This window comes from Pseudomonas sp. QC2 (genome assembly GCF_002859085.1).
Lineage (GTDB): Bacteria > Pseudomonadota > Gammaproteobacteria > Pseudomonadales > Pseudomonadaceae > Aquipseudomonas > Aquipseudomonas petroselini.
Genome location: NZ_PKKS01000006.1, coordinates 36,533 through 55,019, shown reverse-complemented (window position 1 = coordinate 55,019; position 18,487 = coordinate 36,533). Strand labels below are relative to the sequence as shown.

Here is an 18,487-nt window from a genome sequence, read left to right as displayed (position 1 = left end):
GTTTACAAGGGGATGTGCGCCGCTGCCAGCAGCTCTTGGGTGTACGGGTGTTGCGGTGCATCGAACACCTCATGGCTGGCGCCGCGCTCCACCACCTTACCGTCCTTGACCACAATCATGTCATGGGCCATGGCCCGCACCACGGCCAGGTCATGGCTGATAAACAGGTAGGTCAGGCCGTATTTTTCCTGCAGCTCACGCAGCAATGCCACCACTTGCTTCTGCACGGTGCGGTCGAGGGCCGAGGTCGGTTCATCCAGCAGCATCAGCGCCGGCTTGAGTACCAGGGCGCGAGCGATGGCGATGCGTTGACGCTGCCCACCGGAAAATTCATGCGGGTAGCGGTGGCGACTGGCCGGGTCGAGGCCGACGTCCTTGAGCACCTGGATCACCTGCGCATCGCGGTCGGCCAGGCTGCACGGCGCGTGCACGTCCAGGCCTTCGCTGATGATCTGTTCCACGGTCATGCGCGGACTGAGGCTGCCGTAGGGGTCCTGGAACACCACCTGCATCTGCTTACGCCAAGGGCGCATTTGCTGGTTATTCAACGGGTCGAGCGCTTCGCCTTGGAAACGGATGCTGCCGGTGGAGTCGAGCAAACGCAGGATCGCCTGGCCCAGCGTGGACTTGCCCGAGCCGGACTCGCCGACAATCCCCAGGGTTTTGCCGCGCTGCACGCTGAGGCTGATACCGTCCACCGCACGCAGGTAGGTCTTGCGGCGGAACAATCCGCCGCCAAGGGGGAATTGCACGGTCAGGTCATCCACTTGCAACACCGTCTCGCGCGCATCGCTGCACAGCGCATCACCGGCCGGCTCCGCATCCAGCAGCAGTTGGCTGTAAGGATGCTGCGGCGCGGTGAACAAGGTCTCACAGTCGGCCTGCTCAACGATCTCGCCGGCGCGCATGACGCACACGCGCTGGGCGATGCTGCGCACCAGGTTGAGGTCATGGCTGATCAGCAGCAGCGACATGCCCAGGCGTTGTTGCAGGGATTTGAGCAGCAGCAGGATCTTGCGCTGCACGGTCACATCCAGGGCGGTGGTAGGTTCGTCGGCGATCAACAGCTCCGGCTCGCAGGCCAGGGCCATGGCGATCATCACCCGTTGGCGTTGGCCGCCGGACAATTGATGCGGATAAGCCTTGAGGCGTTCCTGGGGTTTCTGGATGCCCACCAGCTCGAGCAATTCGAGGATGCGCGCCTGCGCCGCCTTGCCGCCCAAGCCCTTGTGCAGCAGCAGGGTTTCGCCGATCTGCTTTTCGATGCTGTGCAGCGGGTTCAGGGAGGTCATCGGCTCCTGGAAGATCATCGCAATGCGGTCACCGCGCAGTTTCTGCAACGTCGAGGCCGAGGCGCCGATCAACTCCTGGCCGCGATACGTGATGGAGCCGGTGGTGTCGGTGCCCGCTTCCGGCAGCAGTTGCAGGATCGAATGGGCCGTCACCGACTTGCCCGAGCCCGACTCACCCACCAGCGCCAGGCACTCGCCGGGGCGAACGTCCAGGCTCAGGTGGCGGACCACGGTCTGGCCACTGAAAGCGACGTTGAGGTCGCGGATTTCGATCAGGTTCATAGGGGAGGCACTCATGAACGGGGGTCGAAGGCGTCACGCAACGCCCCGCCGATAAAGACCAGCAGCGACAGGATCAGCGCCAAGGTGAAGAACGCCGTGAGGCCCAGCCACGGCGCTTGCAGGTTCTGCTTGCCCTGGGCGATCAGTTCACCCAGCGACGCGCTGCCCGCTGGCATGCCAAAACCGAGGAAATCCAGGGCGCTCAAGGTGGAAATCGCCCCGGTCAGGATAAACGGCAGGTAGCTCAACGTAGCGGTCATGGCGTTGGGCAGGATATGCCGGCGAATGATCTTGCCGTCGCCCAAGCCCAGGGCCCGTGCGGCCTTGACGTATTCCAGGTTGCGCCCGCGCAGGAACTCGGCGCGCACCACGTCCACCAAGGCCAGCCAGGAAAACAGCGCCATGATCCCCAGCAACCACCAGAAATTCGGCTCCACAAAACCCGACAGGATGATCAGCAGGTACAGCACCGGCAGCCCGGACCACACCTCCAGCACGCGCTGGCCGATCAAATCCACCCAGCCGCCGTAATAGCCCTGCAATGCACCGGCGGCAATGCCGATGGCAGCGCTGATCGCGGTGAGCGCCAAGGCAAACAGAATCGATACGCGTGCGCCAAAGATCACCCGCGCCAGCACATCCCGCGACTGGTCATCGGTGCCCAGCCAGTTCACCGCCGAGGGCGGGCTGGGGGCAGGGCGGGTCAGTTCGTAGTTGGGCGTGTCGTCGCTGAACGGGATCGGTGGGAACAGCATCCAGCCGCCGTCCTGCTCTATCAGTTTTTGCACGTAGTCACTGCGGTAGTCGGCCTGGAACGGCAACTGGCCGCCGAACTGCTGCTCGGTGTAACGCTTGAACACCGGGAAATACAGCTCGTTCTTGAAACTCAGCACCAAGGGCTTGTCATTGGCGATCAACTCGCCGCCGAGGGTCAGGATAAACAGGCCGATAAACAGCCACAGCGACCACCAGCCGCGACGGTTCTTCTTGAACCGCTCGAAACGCCGACGCGCCACGGGAGACAGATTAAGCATCAGGCGTTCCTCGCGGCGAAGTCGATACGCGGGTCCACCAGGGTGTAGCAGAGGTCACCGATGAGTTTTATCAAGAGGCCGAACAACGTAAAGATAAACAGCGAACCGAACACCACCGGATAATCGCGGGACACCGCGGCCTCGTAGCTCATGCGGCCAAGGCCGTCGAGGGAGAAGATCACCTCGATCAGCAGCGAGCCGGCAAAGAACACCGCAATAAACGCCTGCGGAATGCCCGAGATCACCAGCAACATCGCGTTGCGAAACACATGCCCGTACAGCACGCGCCGTTCGCTCAAGCCCTTGGCGCGCGCCGTCACCACGTACTGGCGGGTAATTTCATTCAGAAACGAGTTTTTGGTCAGGATGGTCAGCGTGGCGAACCCGCCGATGACCAGCGAGGTGACCGGCAAGACCAGGTGCCAGAAATAGTCGGCGATCTTGCCCACGGTGCTCAGCTCTTCGAAGTTTTCCGACACCAGCCCGCGCACCGGGAACCAGTTAAGCGAGGTGCCGCCGGCAAAGACCACGATCAGGAACATCGCGAACAGGAACGCAGGCATGGCATAGCCGATCACAATCGCGGTGCTGCTCCATACGTCGAAGCTGCTGCCATGGCGGACCGCCTTGCGAATTCCCAGGGGTATCGACACCAGGTAGGTGATCAGCGTGGCCCACAGGCCGAGGGAAATGGTCACCGGCATTTTTTCCAGGATCAGGTCGATCACGGTCTTGCCGCGAAAGAAGCTGTTGCCGAAGTCCAACTGCGCATAGCTCTTGAGCATCAGCCACAGGCGTTCCGGCGCGGGCTTGTCGAAGCCGTACTGTTTTTCGATGTCGGCGATCAGCTTCGGGTCCAGGCCACGGCTGGCACGGGAGCCGCCGCTGATGCTTTCGCCGGATGAACCGCCGACGCCACCGCCGCCAATCCCTTGCAGGTGGGCGATGGCTTGTTCCACCGGCCCGCCTGGAGCGGCCTGCACGATCACGAAATTCACCAACAGGATGATCACCAGCGTCGGGATGATCAGCAGCAGGCGCCGCACGATATAGGCAAACATCAGCGTGCACCTCCGCGTTTGTTCAGCTCAGCCTTCATTTGCTCGTTGGTCAGGGGCGTGGGGCTGATTTCCCACCAGGTTTCCAGGGCTTCGTCGTTTTTCGCCTCGATGGCCGGGCGGCCGAAGCGGTTCCACCACGCGGCGGACGTGCCGGGCGGGTAGTAATTGGGAATCCACAGGTAGTTCCATTGCAGCACGCGGTCCAGTGCGTGGGCGTAGGTGAGCATCTGCGCCTGGGTGTCGGCCTTGACCAGGCCCTTGATCAGGCTGTCGACGGCCGGGTCCTTGAGCACCATGTAGTTGTTGGCGCCGGGGTCAAAAGCGGCGGCCGAGCCGAAATAGTTGTAGAGCTCCATGCCCGGCGAGGTGGTGACCGGGAAGCCGGTGACGATCATGTCGTAGTCCCGTGCCATCACCCGGTTCACATATTGGGAGGCGTCGATACGGCGGATATTCAGGGTGATACCGATCTGCGCCAGGTTGCGTTTGTACGGCAGCAACAGGCGTTCGAGGCCAGATTGGGCATTGAGGAAGGTAAACTCCAGCGGCTCGCCCTCGGCGTTAACCAGCTTGTCGCCGTCCGGTTTCCAGCCGGCCTCTTCCAACAAGGCCAGTGCCTGCAGCTGTTTGTCGCGGATCATGCCGCTGCCGTCGGTAACCGGCGCCTTGAACACCTGGGTGAACACCTCGTCGGGCACTTGGCCGCGCAACGGTTCAAGAATCGCCAGTTCTTCTTGGGTCGGCGGCTGGCTGGCCGCCAACGGGCTATTGGAAAAGAAGCTTTGTTGGCGGATATACATATTGCGCATCATCTGCCGGTTGGCCCATTCGAAGTCCCACAGCATCGCGAGGGCCTGGCGCACGCGGCGGTCCTTGAAGACTGGTTTTTGCACGTTGAACACATAACCCTGGGCCGGTTGCGGCATCTCCTTGGCCAGGTGCGCGCGTTGCAGGCGACCGTCATCCAGGGCCGGGCCGTTGTAACCGATGGAATAGCCGGTGGCGGAAAATTCGCGGTTGAAATCATAGGCGCCGCCGCGCAGTACCTGGCGGGCCACTTCGGTGTCGCCGAAATATTCCAGGCTCAAGTGATCGAAGTTGTACAGACCACGGCTGACGGGCAAGTCCTTGCCCCACCAGTTCGGGTCGCGGGTAAAGGTGATGGTGCTGCCGGAGTCGATCTTGCTGACCTTGTACGGGCCGCTGCCCAGAGGCGCTTCATAGCCGCCGCCATTGGCGAAGTCGCGGGTCTTCCACCAGTGCTCCGGGAAGACGGGCAGGGTGGCGATATCCAGGGGCAGGGTGCGATTTTCATTGCTGGAGAAATCGAAGCGTACCTGACGCTCGCCCTCGACCTCGACGTGCTTGACGTCGGCGAACAGGGTGCGAAAGCGCAGGCTGCCTTGGGTCATCAACAGGTCGAAGCTGTAGCGCACGTCTTCGGCGGTGATCGGCTTGCCGTCGGCAAAGCGTGCCTTGGGGTTGAGGAAAAAGCGCAGCGACAGGCCATCGTCGGCGCGTTCCATCTTCTCGGCGACCAGGCCGTAGACCGTGTAGGGCTCGTCGAGGGAGCGCTGGGCCAGGGGCGCGTAGAGCCAGCCGTCGACCTGGGACACGCCGATGCCTTTGTCGATATACGGCAGCACATGGTCGAAGCGCCCAATCTCGATGGCCGAGCGGCGCAGGCTGCCGCCTTTGGGAGCGTTGGGGTTGGCGTAGTCGAAATGGGTAAAGCCGGCGGGGTACTTGGCCGGTTCGCCGTACACCGTCAGGTAGGGTTGGGGCGCCGCGATCACGGCGGAACTGGCCAGCAGCAGGGCCAGGGTCGAGCTCAGCATGTAGGAAAAAGCCAATCGCATTGTCAGCCTTGAACGCCGTGTGAAGAAGAAAAGGGATTTGTACGCTAACGGCATCAGCGTCGCCAGTCATCACATGCACAACGGCCCACCAAAAGGCGGGCCGTTGTTTATAGCATCAGCACAGGCAGGATCAGTCCTGGCGGCTGGTGACTTCCAGCAGGTGGTAGCCGAACTGGGTTTTCACCGGGCCTTGCACGGTGTTGACCGGGGCGCTGAAGACGACGGTGTCGAATTCCTTGACCATCTGGCCTGGACCGAACGAACCCAGGTTGCCGCCGTCGCGGCTGGAAGGGCAGCTGGAGTTGGCTTTGGCGATTTCTGCGAAATCGGCGCCGCCTTCGATTTGGGCCTTGAGTTCGTTGCACTTGTCTTCAGTGGAAACGAGGATGTGACGGGCGGTGGCTTTGGCCATGGGGAGTAACTCCTTGAGTAAAAAGGGTGAGCGTACCGGATTCAGGCGGTTATTTCCTGGCAAAGTTCCATGGGATTGGCGTACATATCCGATTCTTCGGTAACGGCTACTTAGGGTTCTGCTCTTACAGCGGGGCACTTTTGGAAGCGCGCCAAAAACGCTTCGCCCCACTACTCGCTGCCTCGCCTAGGCTCGGCATGGCGCGGTGTAGATCAAAAGCAGAGCTGATTGATCTCCCTACATCACGTCGATACGTTTGGCTGGGCCGGTATCCCGGCTCTTTTCAAAAGTGACCCGCCGTAAGGGCGGACAGGCATCCCCCATTAACGGATAGGTACTGCGTCAATCAACGCGAGCAGCAGGCACCAAAAACGCCGCCTCCAACAACTGCCGCGTATACCCATGCTGCGGCGCAGCAAAAATCCCCGCTGCATCCCCCTGTTCCACCACCTGCCCATGCTTCACCACCATCAACTGGTGACTCAACGCCTTAACCACCGCCAAATCATGGCTGATAAACAGATAGGTCAAGTTGTACTTAGCCTGCAAACTGCGCAATAACTCGACCACCTGCCGCTGCACCGTGCGATCCAGCGCCGAGGTCGGCTCGTCCAGCAGAATCAGGCGTGGCTTGAGGACCAACGCCCGGGCAATGGCAATACGCTGCCGCTGACCGCCAGAGAACTCATGCGGGTACCGGTGCCGCGATTCCGGATCCAGCCCCACTTCCTTGAGCGCCGCAATAATCGCCGCCTCCTGCTCGGCAGGCGTACCCATCTTGTGGATGCGCAGCCCCTCGCCGACGATCTCACTGACGCACATCCGCGGGCTCAAGCTGCCAAACGGGTCCTGAAAGACCACCTGCATTTCCCGACGCAACGGTCGCACCTGTTGCTGGGTGAGCCGATCCAGTTGCTGGCCTTCAAAACGAATGCCGCCCTTGCTGCCGATCAACCGCAGAATCGCCAGGCCCAGGGTGGATTTGCCCGAGCCGCTTTCGCCGACGATGCCCAGGGTCTGTCCCTGGGGCAGGCTGAAGTTGATGCCGTCCACCGCCTTGACGTAATCGACGGTGGTGCGCAAAAAGCCCTTCTTGATCGGAAACCACACTTTCAGGTCATCGACTTCCAGCAACGGCGGGCCAATCACATTGGTCGCCGGGCCGCCGCTGGGTTCCGCCGCCAGAAGTTCCTGGGTGTAGGGGTGCTGGGGCGACTGGAACAGCGTCTCGCAATCGGCCTGTTCAACGATGCAGCCTTTTTGCATCACGCACACGCGATGGGCGATGCGCCGCACCAGGTTCAAGTCATGGCTGATCAGCAGCAGCGCCATGCCTAGCCGTGCCTGCAGCTCCTTGAGCAATTCGAGGATTTTCAACTGCACCGTCACGTCGAGGGCCGTGGTCGGCTCATCGGCAATCAGCAGTTCGGGTTCATTGGCCAACGCCATGGCGATCATCACCCGCTGGCGCTGGCCGCCGGAGAGTTCATGGGGCAGGGCCTTGAGGCGCTTGTGCGGCTCGGGGATGCCCACCAATTCCAGCAACTCCAGGGTGCGCTGGGTGGCGACCTTGCCGGTGAGCCCCTTGTGCAGGCCCAGCACTTCGTTGATCTGTTTCTCGATGTTGTGCAGCGGGTTCAGCGAGGTCATCGGCTCCTGGAAGATCATCGCAATGCGGTTGCCGCGAATATGCCGGATGGTTTTTTCTTTCAGTGTCAGCAGGTCCTGCCCGGCATAGTTGATGGTGCCGGAAGGATGCCGCGCCAGCGGGTAGGGCAGCAGGCGCAGGATCGAGTGGGCGGTGACCGATTTGCCCGAGCCGCTTTCGCCCACCAGCGCGATGGTTTCGCCGCGCTTGATGTCGAAGCTGACGTTGTTCACCACGCGTTGGTGATGGTCGCCGGTGACGAACTCGACGGAGAGGTCGCGGATTTCGATCAGATTGTCCTGATTCATCTCATTTCCTCGGGTCGAAGGCATCGCGAGCGGACTCGCCGATAAACACCAGCAAACTCAACATGATCGCCAGCACGGCAAAGGCACTCATGCCCAGCCACGGCGCTTGCAGGTTGGATTTGCCCTGGGCCACCAGCTCACCCAACGACGGCGAGCCGGCCGGCAAGCCAAAGCCGAGGAAGTCCAGGGCGGTGAGCGTGCCGATGGCGCCGGTGAGGATGAACGGCATGAAGGTCATGGTCGAGACCATCGCGTTGGGCAGGATGTGGCGGAACATGATCGCGCCGTTCTGCATGCCCAAGGCCCTGGCCGCGCGCACGTATTCGAGGTTGCGCCCGCGCAGGAACTCGGCGCGCACCACGTCCACCAGGCTCATCCAGGAAAACAGCAGCATGATCCCCAGCAGCCACCAGAAGTTGGGCTGCACGAAACTGGCGAGGATGATCAACAGGTACAGCACCGGCAACCCAGACCAGATTTCCAGGAAGCGCTGCCCGGCCAGGTCGACCCAGCCGCCATAGAAGCCCTGCAAGGCCCCGGCGATCACGCCGATGATCGAGCTGAGCACCGTGAGGGTCAGGGCAAACAGCACCGACACGCGGAACCCGTAGATCACCCGCGCCAACACATCGCGGCCCTGGTCATCGGTGCCCAGCAAGTTCACCGAAGAGGGCGGTGCCGGTGCGGGCACCTTGAGGTCGTAGTTGATGCTCTGGTAGCTGAACGGGATCGGTGCCCACAACGTCCAGGCGTCCTTGGCCTTGAGCAGTTCCTGGATATACGGGCTCTTGTAGTTGGCCTCCAGCGGGAATTCACCGCCAAAGGTGGTCTCCGGGTAGCGCTTGAGCGCCGGGAAATACCAGCCGCCGTCGTAGTGCACGGCCAGCGGCTTGTCGTTGGCGATCAGCTCGGCGCCCAGGCTCAGCACGAACAGGATCAGGAACAGCCACAGCGACCACCAGCCGCGCTTGTTGGCCTTGAACCGCTCGAACCGGCGGCGATTGAGGGGGGACAGGTTCATCTCAATGCTCCCGGCTGGCAAAGTCGATACGTGGATCGACCAGGGTGTAGGTGAGGTCGCCGATCAGTTTCACGATCAACCCCAGCAGGGTGAAGATGAACAGCGTGCCGAACACCACCGGGTAGTCGCGGTTGATCGCCGCTTCAAAGCTCATCAGGCCCAGGCCGTCGAGGGAGAAAATCACCTCCACCAGCAATGAACCGGTGAAGAAGATGCCGATGAACGCCGAGGGGAAACCGGCGATCACCAGCAGCATGGCGTTGCGGAACACATGGCCGTACAGCACACGGTGGTTGGTCAGGCCCTTGGCTTTGGCGGTGATCACGTACTGCTTGTTGATCTCGTCGAGAAAGCTGTTCTTGGTCAGCAGGGTCATGGTGGCGAAGTTGCCGATCACCAGCGCGGTAATCGGCAGCGCCAGGTGCCAGAAGTAATCGAGGACCTTGCCGCCCCAGCTCAACTCGTCGAAGTTGTTCGACGTCAGCCCGCGCAAGGGGAACCAGTCGAAATAACTGCCGCCGGCAAACACCACGATCAGCAGGATCGCAAACAGGAACGCCGGGATCGCATAACCGACGATGATTGCCGAACTGGTCCACACGTCGAAATGGCTGCCATGTCGGGTGGCCTTGGCGATCCCCAGGGGGATCGACACCAGGTACATGATCAGCGTGCTCCATAACCCGAGGGAGATGGACACCGGCATCTTTTCCTTGATCAGGTCGATGACCTTGGCGTCACGGAAGAAGCTGTCGCCAAAATCCAGCTGGGCGTAGTTCTTGACCATGATCCACAGGCGTTCCGGCGCCGATTTGTCGAAACCGTACATCTTTTCGATTTCCTTGATCAGCGTCGGGTCCAGGCCCTGGGCGCCACGGTAACTGCTGGAGCCGGCCACCGACACTTCGGCCCCGCCGCCGGCAATGCGGCTGGTGGCGCCCTCAAAGCCTTCGAGCTTGGCGATCATCTGCTCCACGGGGCCACCGGGGGCGGCCTGGATGATGACGAAGTTGATCAGCAGGATCCCGAACAGCGTCGGGATGATCAGCAACAGGCGGCGAAAGATATAGGCCAGCATTTAATCGCCTCCGCTCGCCGGATCGGCGTTGGTGCTTGTGTCTAAAGGAATAGCCGGTTTGACGTTGGGTTTGGCCCACCAGGTCGCGGTGCCGACGTCGTAGCGCGGCGGGACCTTGGGGTGCCCGAGGTGATTCCAATACGCCACGCGGTAGGTCTTGATGTGCCAGTTGGGGATCACGTAGTAGCCAAATTGCAGTACGCGATCCAGCGCCTTGGCGTGGGCCACCAGGCTTTTTCGCGAGTGTGCATCGATCAGTTCTTCTACCAGTTGGTCGACGGCTGGATCCTTGAGTCCCATGTAATTGCGGCTGCCCGGTTTGTCGGCGCTGGAGGATTTCCAGAATTCCCGTTGTTCATTGCCCGGTGAGGTGGACTGGGGGAAGCTGCCCACCAGCATGTCGAAATCCCGCGAGCGGATCCGGTTGACGAATTGCGAGACGTCCACTCGCCGGATCACCAAGTCGATGCCCAGGTCGGCCAGGTTGCGCTTGAACGGCAACAGGATGCGTTCGAACTCAGTCTGGGCCAGCAGGAATTCGATTTTCACCGGCTTGCCGGTGGTGTCGACCATCTTGTCATCGACGATCCGCCAGCCGGCGTCCTGCAGCAACTGGTACGCCTCGCGCTGTTGGTTGCGGATCATGCCGCTGCCATCGGTCTTGGAGGGTTCGAAGGCCTGGGTGAAGACTTCGGGCGGGATCTTGTCGCGCAGCGGTTCGAGAATCGCCAGCTCGTCCGGGCCGGGCAGGCCGGTGGCGGCCATTTCCGAGTTTTCGAAATAACTGCGGGTGCGGGTATAGGCCCCATTGAACAGCTGCTTGTTGCTCCACTCGAAATCCAGCAACAGGCTGATGGCCTTGCGCACGCGCACGTCCTGGAACATCGGCTTGCGCGTATTGAACACAAAGCCCTGCATCCCGGTGGGGTTGCCGTTGGGGATTTCTTCCTTGATCAAGCGGCCCTCAGTCACTGCCGGGATGTTGTAGGCATTGGCCCAGTTTTTCGCGCTGAATTCCAGCCAGTAATCGAACTGCCCGGCCTTCAGCGCCTCCAGCGACACGGTGCTGTCGCGGTAGTAGTCGGTGATGCGGTTATCGAAATTGTAGAAACCTTGGGTGACTGGCAGGTCCTTGGCCCAGTAATCCTTGACTCGCTCATAGCGGATCATGCGCCCAGCCTTGACCTCGGCCACCTTGTACGGCCCGCTGCCCAGCGGCACTTCCAGGTTGCCCTTGGCGAAGTCGCGGGTCGCCCACCAATGTTTGGGCAGTACCGGCAGTTGCCCGAGGATCAGCGGCAATTCGCGGTTATTGGTGCGCTTGAACTTGAACAGCACCTTCAGCGGGTCTTCGGCGACCACTTCGTCGACGTCGGCGTAATACGTGCGATAGATCGGCGAGCCTTCCTTGATCAGTTCCTGGAAGGTGAACACCACGTCTTCGGCACGGATCGGGTGGCCATCATGGAAGCGTGCTTCGGGGCGCAGGTAGAACCGCACCCAGCTGTTATCCGGGGCTTTTTCGATCTTGCCGGCGACCAGGCCGTATTCGGTGATGGGCTCGTCCAGGCTTTGCATGGCCAGGGTGTCGTAGATCAGGCTCAGGTTATCGGCCGGCACACCTTTGCTGATGTAGGGGTTGAGGCTGTCGAAGCCGCCCATGGCCGACTCGCGGAACGTGCCGCCCTTGGGGGCGTCCGGGTTGACGTAGTCGAAGTGCTTGAAGTCGGCGGGGTATTTCGGCGGTTCGTTGTACAGCGTCAACGCATGTTGCGGGGCGGCTTGGGCCACGGTGCACAGCAGCAGGCTGCCGAGCAGGGCAGTACGCAAATACATCATTGGGCTTTCTCCGAAGCTTTCAGCCACCACGCGCTCAGGCCCAGGCTGTAGGGCGGCGTGGTGACAAAGGCGAACCGGTTGCGGTACGCCAAGCGATGATAGTTGAGGTACCAGTTGGGAATGCTGTAGTGCTGCCACAGCAGCACGCGGTCCAGGGCACGGCCGGCGGCCAGTTGCTCCTCGCGGGTCTTGGCGGCCAGCAGTTGTTCCAGCAGGTGATCGACAATCGGGTTGGCGATGCCTGCGTAGTTCTTGCTGCCCTTGATCGCGGCCTGGCTGGAGTGGAAGTACTGCCACTGCTCAAGGCCGGGGCTCAAGGTCTGGTTGAGGGTGATCAGGATCATGTCGAAGTCGAATTGATCCAGGCGCTGCTTGTACTGGGCGCGGTCGACGGTCCGCAGGCGTGCGTCGATGCCGATGCTGATCAGGTTCTCGACGTAGGGCTGCAGGATGCGCTCCAGGTTCGGGTTGACCAGCAGGATCTCGAAGCGAAGGGGTTGGCCGTCCTTGTTCAGCAGCCGTTGGCCTGACAGTTTCCAACCGGCCTCGCCGAGCAACGCCAGGGCGTGGCGCAGGGTCTCGCGGGGGATGCCGCGGCCGTCGGTCTGGGGCAGGCTGAACGGCTGGGTAAACAGGTTGGCCGGCAACTGCTCGCGGTACGGCGAGAGCATCAGCCATTCATGCCCGGTGGGCACGCCGGTCGCGGCGAACTCGCTGTTGGGGTAGTAGCTCAAGGTGCGTTTATAGGCGCTGCTGAACAGGGTGCGGTTGGTCCATTCGAAGTCGAACATCAGCCCCAGGGCTTCGCGCACCTTGGTCTGGCTGAAGGTCGGCCGCCGGGTGTTCATGAACAGGCCTTGGCTTTGGGTCGGGATCTGGTGGGCGATCTGCGCCTTGATCACATCACCCCGGTTCACTGCCGGGAAGGTGTAGCCGTTGGCCCAGTTCTTGGCCTGGTGCTCGATATAGATATCGAACTCGCCGGCCTTGAAGGCTTCGAAGGCCACGTCGCTGTCGCGGTAGAACTCCACTTCGACCTTGTCGTAGTTATAGAAACCCTGGTTGACCGGCAGGTCCTTGCCCCAGTAGTCCTTGACCCGTTCGAACACCAGTTGCCGCCCCGGGCTAACCTTGGTGATGCGGTATGGCCCGCTGCCCAGCGGCGGTTCGAAGGTGGTGGCCTTGAAGTCGCGGTTCTTCCAATAGTGCTGGGGCAATACCGGCAATTCGCCCAGGCGCAGGATCAGCAACGGGTTGCCGGCGCGCTTGAACACAAAGCGGATGCGGTGACGATTGAGGATATCCACCCGTGCCACTTCCTGCAGGTTGGTGCGGTATTGCGGGTGGCCTTCGGTCAGCAGCGTGCGATAGGAAAACGCCACATCGTAGGCGGTGATTGGCTTGCCATCGTGGAAGCGCGCCTGGGGGCGCAGGTTGAACACCACCCAACTGCGGTCCTCGCTGTACTCTACCGACTGCGCGATCAGCCCATAACTGGAGGTGGGTTCATCGCCGGACGGCGCATAAAGGCCCGTGCCGACCATCAATGGCTCATTCAGCTCATTCACGCCGTATTGCAGGAAATTGGGCGTGGAAACCGGGCTTGAGCCCTTGAAGGTATAGGGATTGAGGGTATCGAAGGTACCAAATGCCATGACCCGCAATGTCCCGCCTTTCGGCGCTGCAGGGTTTACCCAATCGAAGTGGGTGAATTTGGCCGGGTACTTGAGGCTGCCGAACTGCGTATAACCGTGGCTCTCGGTAATCGTCGCGTTCGCACCAAAGCTCAAGGCCAGACTTATTAGTAGAAGGAGGGGACGCTTCAAGTCAGAGATCCGATCCAGGCGGCTTGGGCTTTATGATCGGTACAGTAACAGCTTGTTCCGGTTGGAAAAAGCATCTTGAAATCGGCGATAAACCTATGTGGGAGCGGGCTTGTTGTGGTGAGCGGGCTTGCCCCGCGCTGGGCTGCGGAGCAGCCCTGGAACCAGGCGGTGAGTTTTGTCTGGAGGAATGCGTGTAGCCATTGGGGCTGCTTCGCAGCCCAGCGCGGGGCAAGCCCGCTCACCACAGAAGCCCGTTCAACACAGCAAGCCTGTTCACCATACAAGCCTGTTCACACAAACAGGCTGGTTTGTCAGTTAGCGTGGCCCGGAAACCACCAGCATCTGCCCTGGCTTAAGCGCCTGGCCTGTGCGCGGGTTCCAGCGCTTGAGATGTTGCATCTCAACGTTGAAGCGCTTGGCGACGATGTACAGCGAGTCGCCTTTCTTGACTTTGTACTGCACTGGCTTCTTGCTGTCGGCCTTGGCCACCAGCTTGCGCGTGTCCTGCATTACCAGCGTCTGGCCGACCTTGAGGGCCTGGCCGTTGAGCTTGTTCCAGCGTTGCAGGTCATGCACGTCGACCTTGTTGGCCTTGGCGATGAGCGTGAGGTTGTCTCCACTGCGCACTTTGTAGCTGCGGCTGCGGCCGGCCACCCGGGCGGTCTCGACTTCGTCGAACACCTGCTTTTTCGGACGCATCGCCAGTAATTCTTCCGGCTTCATCGTCGACAGGGTGCTGGTGAGCAGTTGCGCCTTGGAGCTGGGCACCAGCAAATGCTGGGGACCGTCCAGGGTGGTGCGTTGTTTCAGGGCAGGGTTGAGCTGGAACAGTTCGTCTTCGTCGATCTCGGCCAGCGCGGCAACCCGTGACAGGTCCATGCTCTGCTTGACTTCAACCACTTCGAAGTACGGCGTGTTGGCGATCGGGTTCAGGTTGACGCCATAGGCCTCGGGCGCCAGCACCACCTGGGACAGTGCCAGGAACTTGGGCACGTAGTCCTTGGTTTCCTGGGGCAGGGGCAGGTTCCAGTAGTCGGTCGGCAGGCCGAGCTTCTCGTTGCGCTCGATTGCCCGGCTCACCGTGCCTTCGCCGGCGTTGTAGGCGGCCAGGGCCAACAGCCAGTCGCCGTTGAACATGTCGTGCAGGCGGGTCAGGTAGTCGAGGGCGGCGGTGGTGGAGGCGGTGATGTCGCGGCGGCCGTCGTAGGCGCGGGTCTGGCGCAGGTTGAAGTAGCGCCCGGTGGAGGGGATGAACTGCCACAGGCCGACCGCATCGCTGCGCGAATAGGCCATCGGGTTGTAGGCACTTTCAATCACCGGCAGCAGCGCCAGCTCCAGGGGCATGTTGCGTTCTTCAAGGCGTTCGACGATGTAGTGAATGTAGAGGCTGCCGCGTTCTCCGGCGTTCTCCAGGAAGGAAGGGTTGCTGGCGAACCACAGGCGCTGTTGCTCGATGCGCGGGTTGACGCCTAGGCCTTCCTGCAATTGAAAGCCCCGTCGCATGCGTTCCCAGACGTCCTGGGGCACTTCGGGTGCAGGCTTCTCTGACAGCCAGATGACGGGTTTCTGTTTGATCTTGGCGCTAAGGTTCGGCTTGGGTTGCACGGTGGATTGTGCGGTGGATTGTGCGGTGAAATTGCTTGATTGGCAGCCCGCCAGCGTGGCGGACACAGCCACCGCCACAGCTTGAGCCAGGCGGGTCAATGCGTCTGAATGGTTGGATTTACGAATAGATGACGACATTGGCTGGAAGTAAGTTCCGGGCAAAAATGTCGGGCGATTCTAGAAACCCGTTCGGTTCCGGTCAACCATTCAGAAATTACGTATCAGATTGCTTCTGGTTAGAACTTATCTTTCCACGCCCTCAAGCTAGCAAACACCTCGGCCCCAGAGCGGTGGTCGCGGCCATTCCGTTCGTCCGCTTTTTGTTTAACGGATGTTTCAGAGGTACGTAGGAAAGGGTTGGTCAGCCGCTCCAGGGCCAGGTTGGAAGGCAATGTGATCTCGCCACGGGCGCGCAGTTGGCGGACGCTTTCCACTCGTTCGGCGATATCGGCGTTATCCGGTTCCACCGCTTGGGCGAACTTGAGGTTACTTTGTGTGTATTCGTGGGTGCAGTACACCCGGGTGTCGGCGGGCAGGGCGGCCAACCGTTCAAGGGAGGTGTACATCTGTTCCGGCGTGCCTTCGAACAGGCGCCCGCAGCCGGCGGCGAACAGGGTGTCGCCGCACAGCAGCACACCGCTGTGATAAAAGGCGATATGGCCCAGGGTGTGGCCGGGCACTGTATAAATGTCGAAGTCCCAGCCGAGTACCGTGATGCGGTCGTTATCGTTCAAGGCCACGTCCCGTGCGGGGATCTTCTCGTTGGCCGGGCCGTAGACCTTGGCGTTGGTAGCACCTTTGAGCTGTTCGACGCCGCCGACATGATCATGGTGATGGTGGGTGACCAGGATGTCGCTGAGGGCCCAGCCTGGGTTCTGTTCGAGCCAGTCCAGGACCGGGGCGGCATCGCCGGGGTCGACCACGGCGCAGCGTTGGGTGTGCGGGTCCTGTAACAACCAGATGTAGTTATCGGTGAAGGCGGGCAGGGCACTGATCTGTATCATTCTTCGATTCGCCAAGCTGAACACATTGGTGCATCTTAGAACGTCTAGGCGAGTTGGAGAATGCAATGACTGATAAAGCGTTCGCCCAGGCCGATCCTGAGTGGCTGGCCCTGATCAGCGCCGCCCGCGAATGGCTGTCCGGTCCCATCGGGCAATTTCTGCTGGACGAAGAACGGCGCATGCTCGAAGACGAGCTGGGCCGGTTCTTTGGTGGCTATCTGGTGCATTACGGCCCTTCGGCCGAAACGCCGCCGTGTGCGCCCCAAGTGCAGCGCAATGTGCGCTTGGGGGCGCCGTTGCCGGGGGTGGAGATCGTCTGCGAAGAACAGGCGTGGCCCTTGAGCGAGCACGCCGCCGACGTGGTGGTGTTGCAGCATGGCCTGGATTTCTGCCTGTCACCCCATGGCTTGCTGCGCGAAGCGGCGAGCAGCGTACGGCCGGGTGGCCATTTGCTGATTGTGGGGATCAACCCCTGGAGCAGCTGGGGCCTGCGCCATGCGTTCGCCCACGATGGCCTGCGCCAGGCGCGTTGCATCTCGCCGCAGCGGGTGGGCGACTGGCTTAACCTGCTGGGCTTCGCGCTGGAGAAACGCCGCTTCGGGTGCTATCGTCCGCCGCTTGCGTCGACCAAGTGGCAAGGCCGCCTGGCCGGTTGGGAGCGCCGCGCAGGTGCCTGGCAGTTGGCGGGTGGCGGCTTCTATCTGCTGGTGGCGCGCAAGATCGTGGTTGGGCTGCGGCCGGTGCAGCAGGTGCGCCGTGAGCCGATGGGCAAACTGGTGCCGATGCCGATGGCCAAGGTCAACCGCAAGCAAAGCGATGCGCAACCCTCTTCTTGAATGAATACCGAGTAACCGATGACCGATAGCGTAGAACTCTTCACCGATGGCGCCTGCAAAGGCAACCCGGGCCCTGGCGGCTGGGGCGCGTTGCTGGTGTGCAAGGGCGTGGAGAAAGAGTTGTGGGGCGGTGAAGCCAACACCACCAACAACCGCATGGAACTGATGGGCGCCATTCGTGGCCTGGAAGAACTCAAGCGCCGCTGCAACGTGCTGCTGGTGACCGACTCGCAATACGTGATGAAGGGCATCAACGAGTGGATGGTCAACTGGAAGAAGCGTGGCTGGAAGACTGCGGCCAAGGAACCGGTGAAAAATGCCGACCTGTGGCAGCTGCTGGACGAGCAATGCAATCGCCATGACATCACCTGGAAATGGGTACGCGGTCACATCGGCCACCCTGGCAACGAGCGCGCCGATCAGTTGGCCAACCGGGGCGTGGACGAAGTGCGCGGCTACAAGCAGAGCTGATGGCGACTCACGTGTTAAGATCGCGCCCGTTGACGCACACCACACTGCACACCACACCGTTGAGAGCTGAACCCTGATGGCCATCCGATCTGTTGTACTCGATACCGAAACCACCGGCATGCCGGTGACCGACGGCCACCGGATCATTGAAATCGGCTGTGTCGAATTGATGGGTCGCCGCCTCACCGGTCGTCACTTCCACGTCTACCTGCAACCGGACCGCGACAGTGACGAAGGCGCGATCGGCGTCCACGGTATCACTGACGAATTCCTCAAGGGCAAGCCGCGTTTTGCCGAAGTCGCCGATGAGTTCTTCGAGTTCATCAACGGCGCCCAGTTGATCATCCATAACGCGGCGTTCGACGTCGGCTTCATCAACAACGAATTCGCCCTGATGGGGCAGACCGATCGCGCAGACATTTCCAAGCACTGCTCGATCCTCGACACCTTGATGATGGCCCGTGAGCGTCACCCCGGCCAGCGCAACAGCCTCGATGCCTTGTGCAAACGTTATGGCGTCGACAACTCCGGCCGTGAACTGCACGGCGCCTTGCTCGACTCCGAGATCCTCGCCGACGTCTACCTGACCATGACCGGCGGGCAGACCAGCCTGTCCCTGGCGGGCAACGCGTCGGATGGCACGGGCTCGGCGGAAGGCTCGGGTAACCGTCCTTCGGAAATCCGCCGGCTGCCGGCTGATCGCAAGCCCACGCCTATTATTCGTGCCAGTGAGCAAGACTTGGCCGAGCATGCGGCAAGGTTGGAAGCGATTGCCAAGTCGGCGGGTGCGCCGGCGTTGTGGACTCAACTGACCCAGCAATAGCCTGGCTGCACGCAATCCAAAGGTGGGAGGGGGCTTGCCCCTCCCACCGTTGATCTCCATCTGCCTGCGAAATCTTCATTCGCCACAT

At 61.4% G+C, this 18,487-nt stretch carries 15 protein-coding genes; 3 read left to right on the top strand and 12 right to left on the bottom strand.

Annotation, left to right across the window (positions count from 1 at the left end; genetic code table 11):
- Nucleotides 1-2 precede the first annotated feature (2 nt).
- From QCBJ_RS06045 to gloB, 12 genes are all read right to left on the bottom strand, one after another.
- On the bottom strand, nt 3-1,574 hold the full coding sequence (locus QCBJ_RS06045) for an ABC transporter ATP-binding protein (RefSeq protein ID WP_012723830.1): 1,572 nt from the start codon (nt 1,572-1,574) through the stop codon (nt 3-5).
- An 11-nt stretch (nt 1,575-1,585) separates the two neighbouring features.
- Nucleotides 1,586-2,608, bottom strand: a complete 1,023-nt coding sequence (locus tag QCBJ_RS06040) for an ABC transporter permease (RefSeq protein WP_177410644.1) — start codon at nt 2,606-2,608, stop codon at nt 1,586-1,588.
- Nucleotides 2,608-3,669: a microcin C ABC transporter permease YejB gene (locus tag QCBJ_RS06035; RefSeq protein WP_012723832.1), complete on the bottom strand. Its 1,062-nt coding sequence runs from the start codon at nt 3,667-3,669 to the stop codon at nt 2,608-2,610. The genes QCBJ_RS06040 and QCBJ_RS06035 overlap by 1 nt, the downstream gene beginning before the upstream one ends.
- On the bottom strand, nt 3,669-5,528 hold the full coding sequence (locus QCBJ_RS06030) for an extracellular solute-binding protein (RefSeq protein ID WP_012723833.1): 1,860 nt from the start codon (nt 5,526-5,528) through the stop codon (nt 3,669-3,671). The genes QCBJ_RS06035 and QCBJ_RS06030 overlap by 1 nt, the downstream gene beginning before the upstream one ends.
- Nucleotides 5,529-5,658: 130 nt before the next feature.
- Complete coding sequence (locus QCBJ_RS06025; protein ID WP_010210937.1) at nt 5,659-5,940, bottom strand: peptidylprolyl isomerase; 282 nt, start codon at nt 5,938-5,940, stop codon at nt 5,659-5,661.
- Nucleotides 5,941-6,282: 342 nt separating this feature from the next.
- Nucleotides 6,283-7,896: an ABC transporter ATP-binding protein gene (locus QCBJ_RS06020; RefSeq protein ID WP_012723834.1), complete on the bottom strand. Its 1,614-nt coding sequence runs from the start codon at nt 7,894-7,896 to the stop codon at nt 6,283-6,285.
- Between the two features lies 1 nt (nt 7,897).
- On the bottom strand, nt 7,898-8,917 hold the full coding sequence (locus QCBJ_RS06015) for an ABC transporter permease (RefSeq protein WP_012723835.1): 1,020 nt from the start codon (nt 8,915-8,917) through the stop codon (nt 7,898-7,900).
- Between the two features lies 1 nt (nt 8,918).
- Nucleotides 8,919-9,995 (bottom strand): microcin C ABC transporter permease YejB, encoded by a 1,077-nt coding sequence (locus QCBJ_RS06010; RefSeq protein WP_012723836.1) that lies wholly within the window; start codon nt 9,993-9,995, stop codon nt 8,919-8,921.
- Entirely contained in the window at nt 9,996-11,834 is a 1,839-nt protein-coding gene (locus QCBJ_RS06005) for an extracellular solute-binding protein (RefSeq protein ID WP_093545295.1), read from the bottom strand.
- Nucleotides 11,831-13,660 carry an extracellular solute-binding protein gene (locus QCBJ_RS06000; protein WP_102060307.1) on the bottom strand — a complete coding sequence of 610 codons (1,830 nt, stop codon included), beginning with the start codon at nt 13,658-13,660 and terminating at the stop codon, nt 11,831-11,833. The genes QCBJ_RS06005 and QCBJ_RS06000 overlap by 4 nt, the downstream gene beginning before the upstream one ends.
- Nucleotides 13,661-13,975: 315 nt before the next feature.
- Complete coding sequence (locus tag QCBJ_RS05995) at nt 13,976-15,403, bottom strand: lytic transglycosylase domain-containing protein (protein WP_102060306.1); 1,428 nt, start codon at nt 15,401-15,403, stop codon at nt 13,976-13,978.
- Nucleotides 15,404-15,501: 98 nt separating this feature from the next.
- On the bottom strand, nt 15,502-16,269 hold the full coding sequence (gene gloB / locus QCBJ_RS05990) for a hydroxyacylglutathione hydrolase (RefSeq protein ID WP_102060305.1): 768 nt from the start codon (nt 16,267-16,269) through the stop codon (nt 15,502-15,504).
- Between the two features lie 65 nt (nt 16,270-16,334).
- On the opposite strand from gloB, the gene QCBJ_RS05985 reads away from it, so the two are divergent.
- The 3 genes from QCBJ_RS05985 (at nt 16,335) to dnaQ (ending at nt 18,399) form a co-directional block, all read left to right on the top strand.
- The gene (locus QCBJ_RS05985; protein ID WP_043205244.1) at nt 16,335-17,105 is read left to right on the top strand and encodes a class I SAM-dependent methyltransferase; all 771 of its coding nucleotides are present in this window, start codon (nt 16,335-16,337) and stop codon (nt 17,103-17,105) included.
- Nucleotides 17,106-17,123: 18 nt separating this feature from the next.
- On the top strand, nt 17,124-17,576 hold the full coding sequence (gene rnhA, locus QCBJ_RS05980; RefSeq protein WP_003173571.1) for a ribonuclease HI: 453 nt from the start codon (nt 17,124-17,126) through the stop codon (nt 17,574-17,576).
- 82 nt (nt 17,577-17,658) lie between these two features.
- A complete protein-coding gene (dnaQ, locus tag QCBJ_RS05975) occupies nt 17,659-18,399 on the top strand; it encodes a DNA polymerase III subunit epsilon (protein WP_163825756.1) in 741 nt (246 codons plus the stop codon).
- The last annotated feature ends 88 nt before the right edge of the window (nt 18,400-18,487 follow it).

Coding starts and splice junctions, on each gene's coding strand:
- QCBJ_RS06045 (WP_012723830.1), bottom strand. CDS start 1,574: ATGAACCTGATCGAAATCCGCGACCTCAACGTCGCTTTCAGTGGCCAG.
- QCBJ_RS06040 (WP_177410644.1), bottom strand. CDS start 2,608: ATGCTTAATCTGTCTCCCGTGGCGCGTCGGCGTTTCGAGCGGTTCAAG.
- QCBJ_RS06035 (WP_012723832.1), bottom strand. CDS start 3,669: ATGTTTGCCTATATCGTGCGGCGCCTGCTGCTGATCATCCCGACGCTG.
- QCBJ_RS06030 (WP_012723833.1), bottom strand. CDS start 5,528: ATGCGATTGGCTTTTTCCTACATGCTGAGCTCGACCCTGGCCCTGCTG.
- QCBJ_RS06025 (WP_010210937.1), bottom strand. CDS start 5,940: ATGGCCAAAGCCACCGCCCGTCACATCCTCGTTTCCACTGAAGACAAG.
- QCBJ_RS06020 (WP_012723834.1), bottom strand. CDS start 7,896: ATGAATCAGGACAATCTGATCGAAATCCGCGACCTCTCCGTCGAGTTC.
- QCBJ_RS06015 (WP_012723835.1), bottom strand. CDS start 8,917: ATGAACCTGTCCCCCCTCAATCGCCGCCGGTTCGAGCGGTTCAAGGCC.
- QCBJ_RS06010 (WP_012723836.1), bottom strand. CDS start 9,995: ATGCTGGCCTATATCTTTCGCCGCCTGTTGCTGATCATCCCGACGCTG.
- QCBJ_RS06005 (WP_093545295.1), bottom strand. CDS start 11,834: ATGATGTATTTGCGTACTGCCCTGCTCGGCAGCCTGCTGCTGTGCACC.
- QCBJ_RS05995 (WP_102060306.1), bottom strand. CDS start 15,403: ATGTCGTCATCTATTCGTAAATCCAACCATTCAGACGCATTGACCCGC.
- gloB (WP_102060305.1), bottom strand. CDS start 16,269: ATGATACAGATCAGTGCCCTGCCCGCCTTCACCGATAACTACATCTGG.
- QCBJ_RS05985 (WP_043205244.1), top strand. CDS start 16,335: ATGACTGATAAAGCGTTCGCCCAGGCCGATCCTGAGTGGCTGGCCCTG.
- rnhA (WP_003173571.1), top strand. CDS start 17,124: ATGACCGATAGCGTAGAACTCTTCACCGATGGCGCCTGCAAAGGCAAC.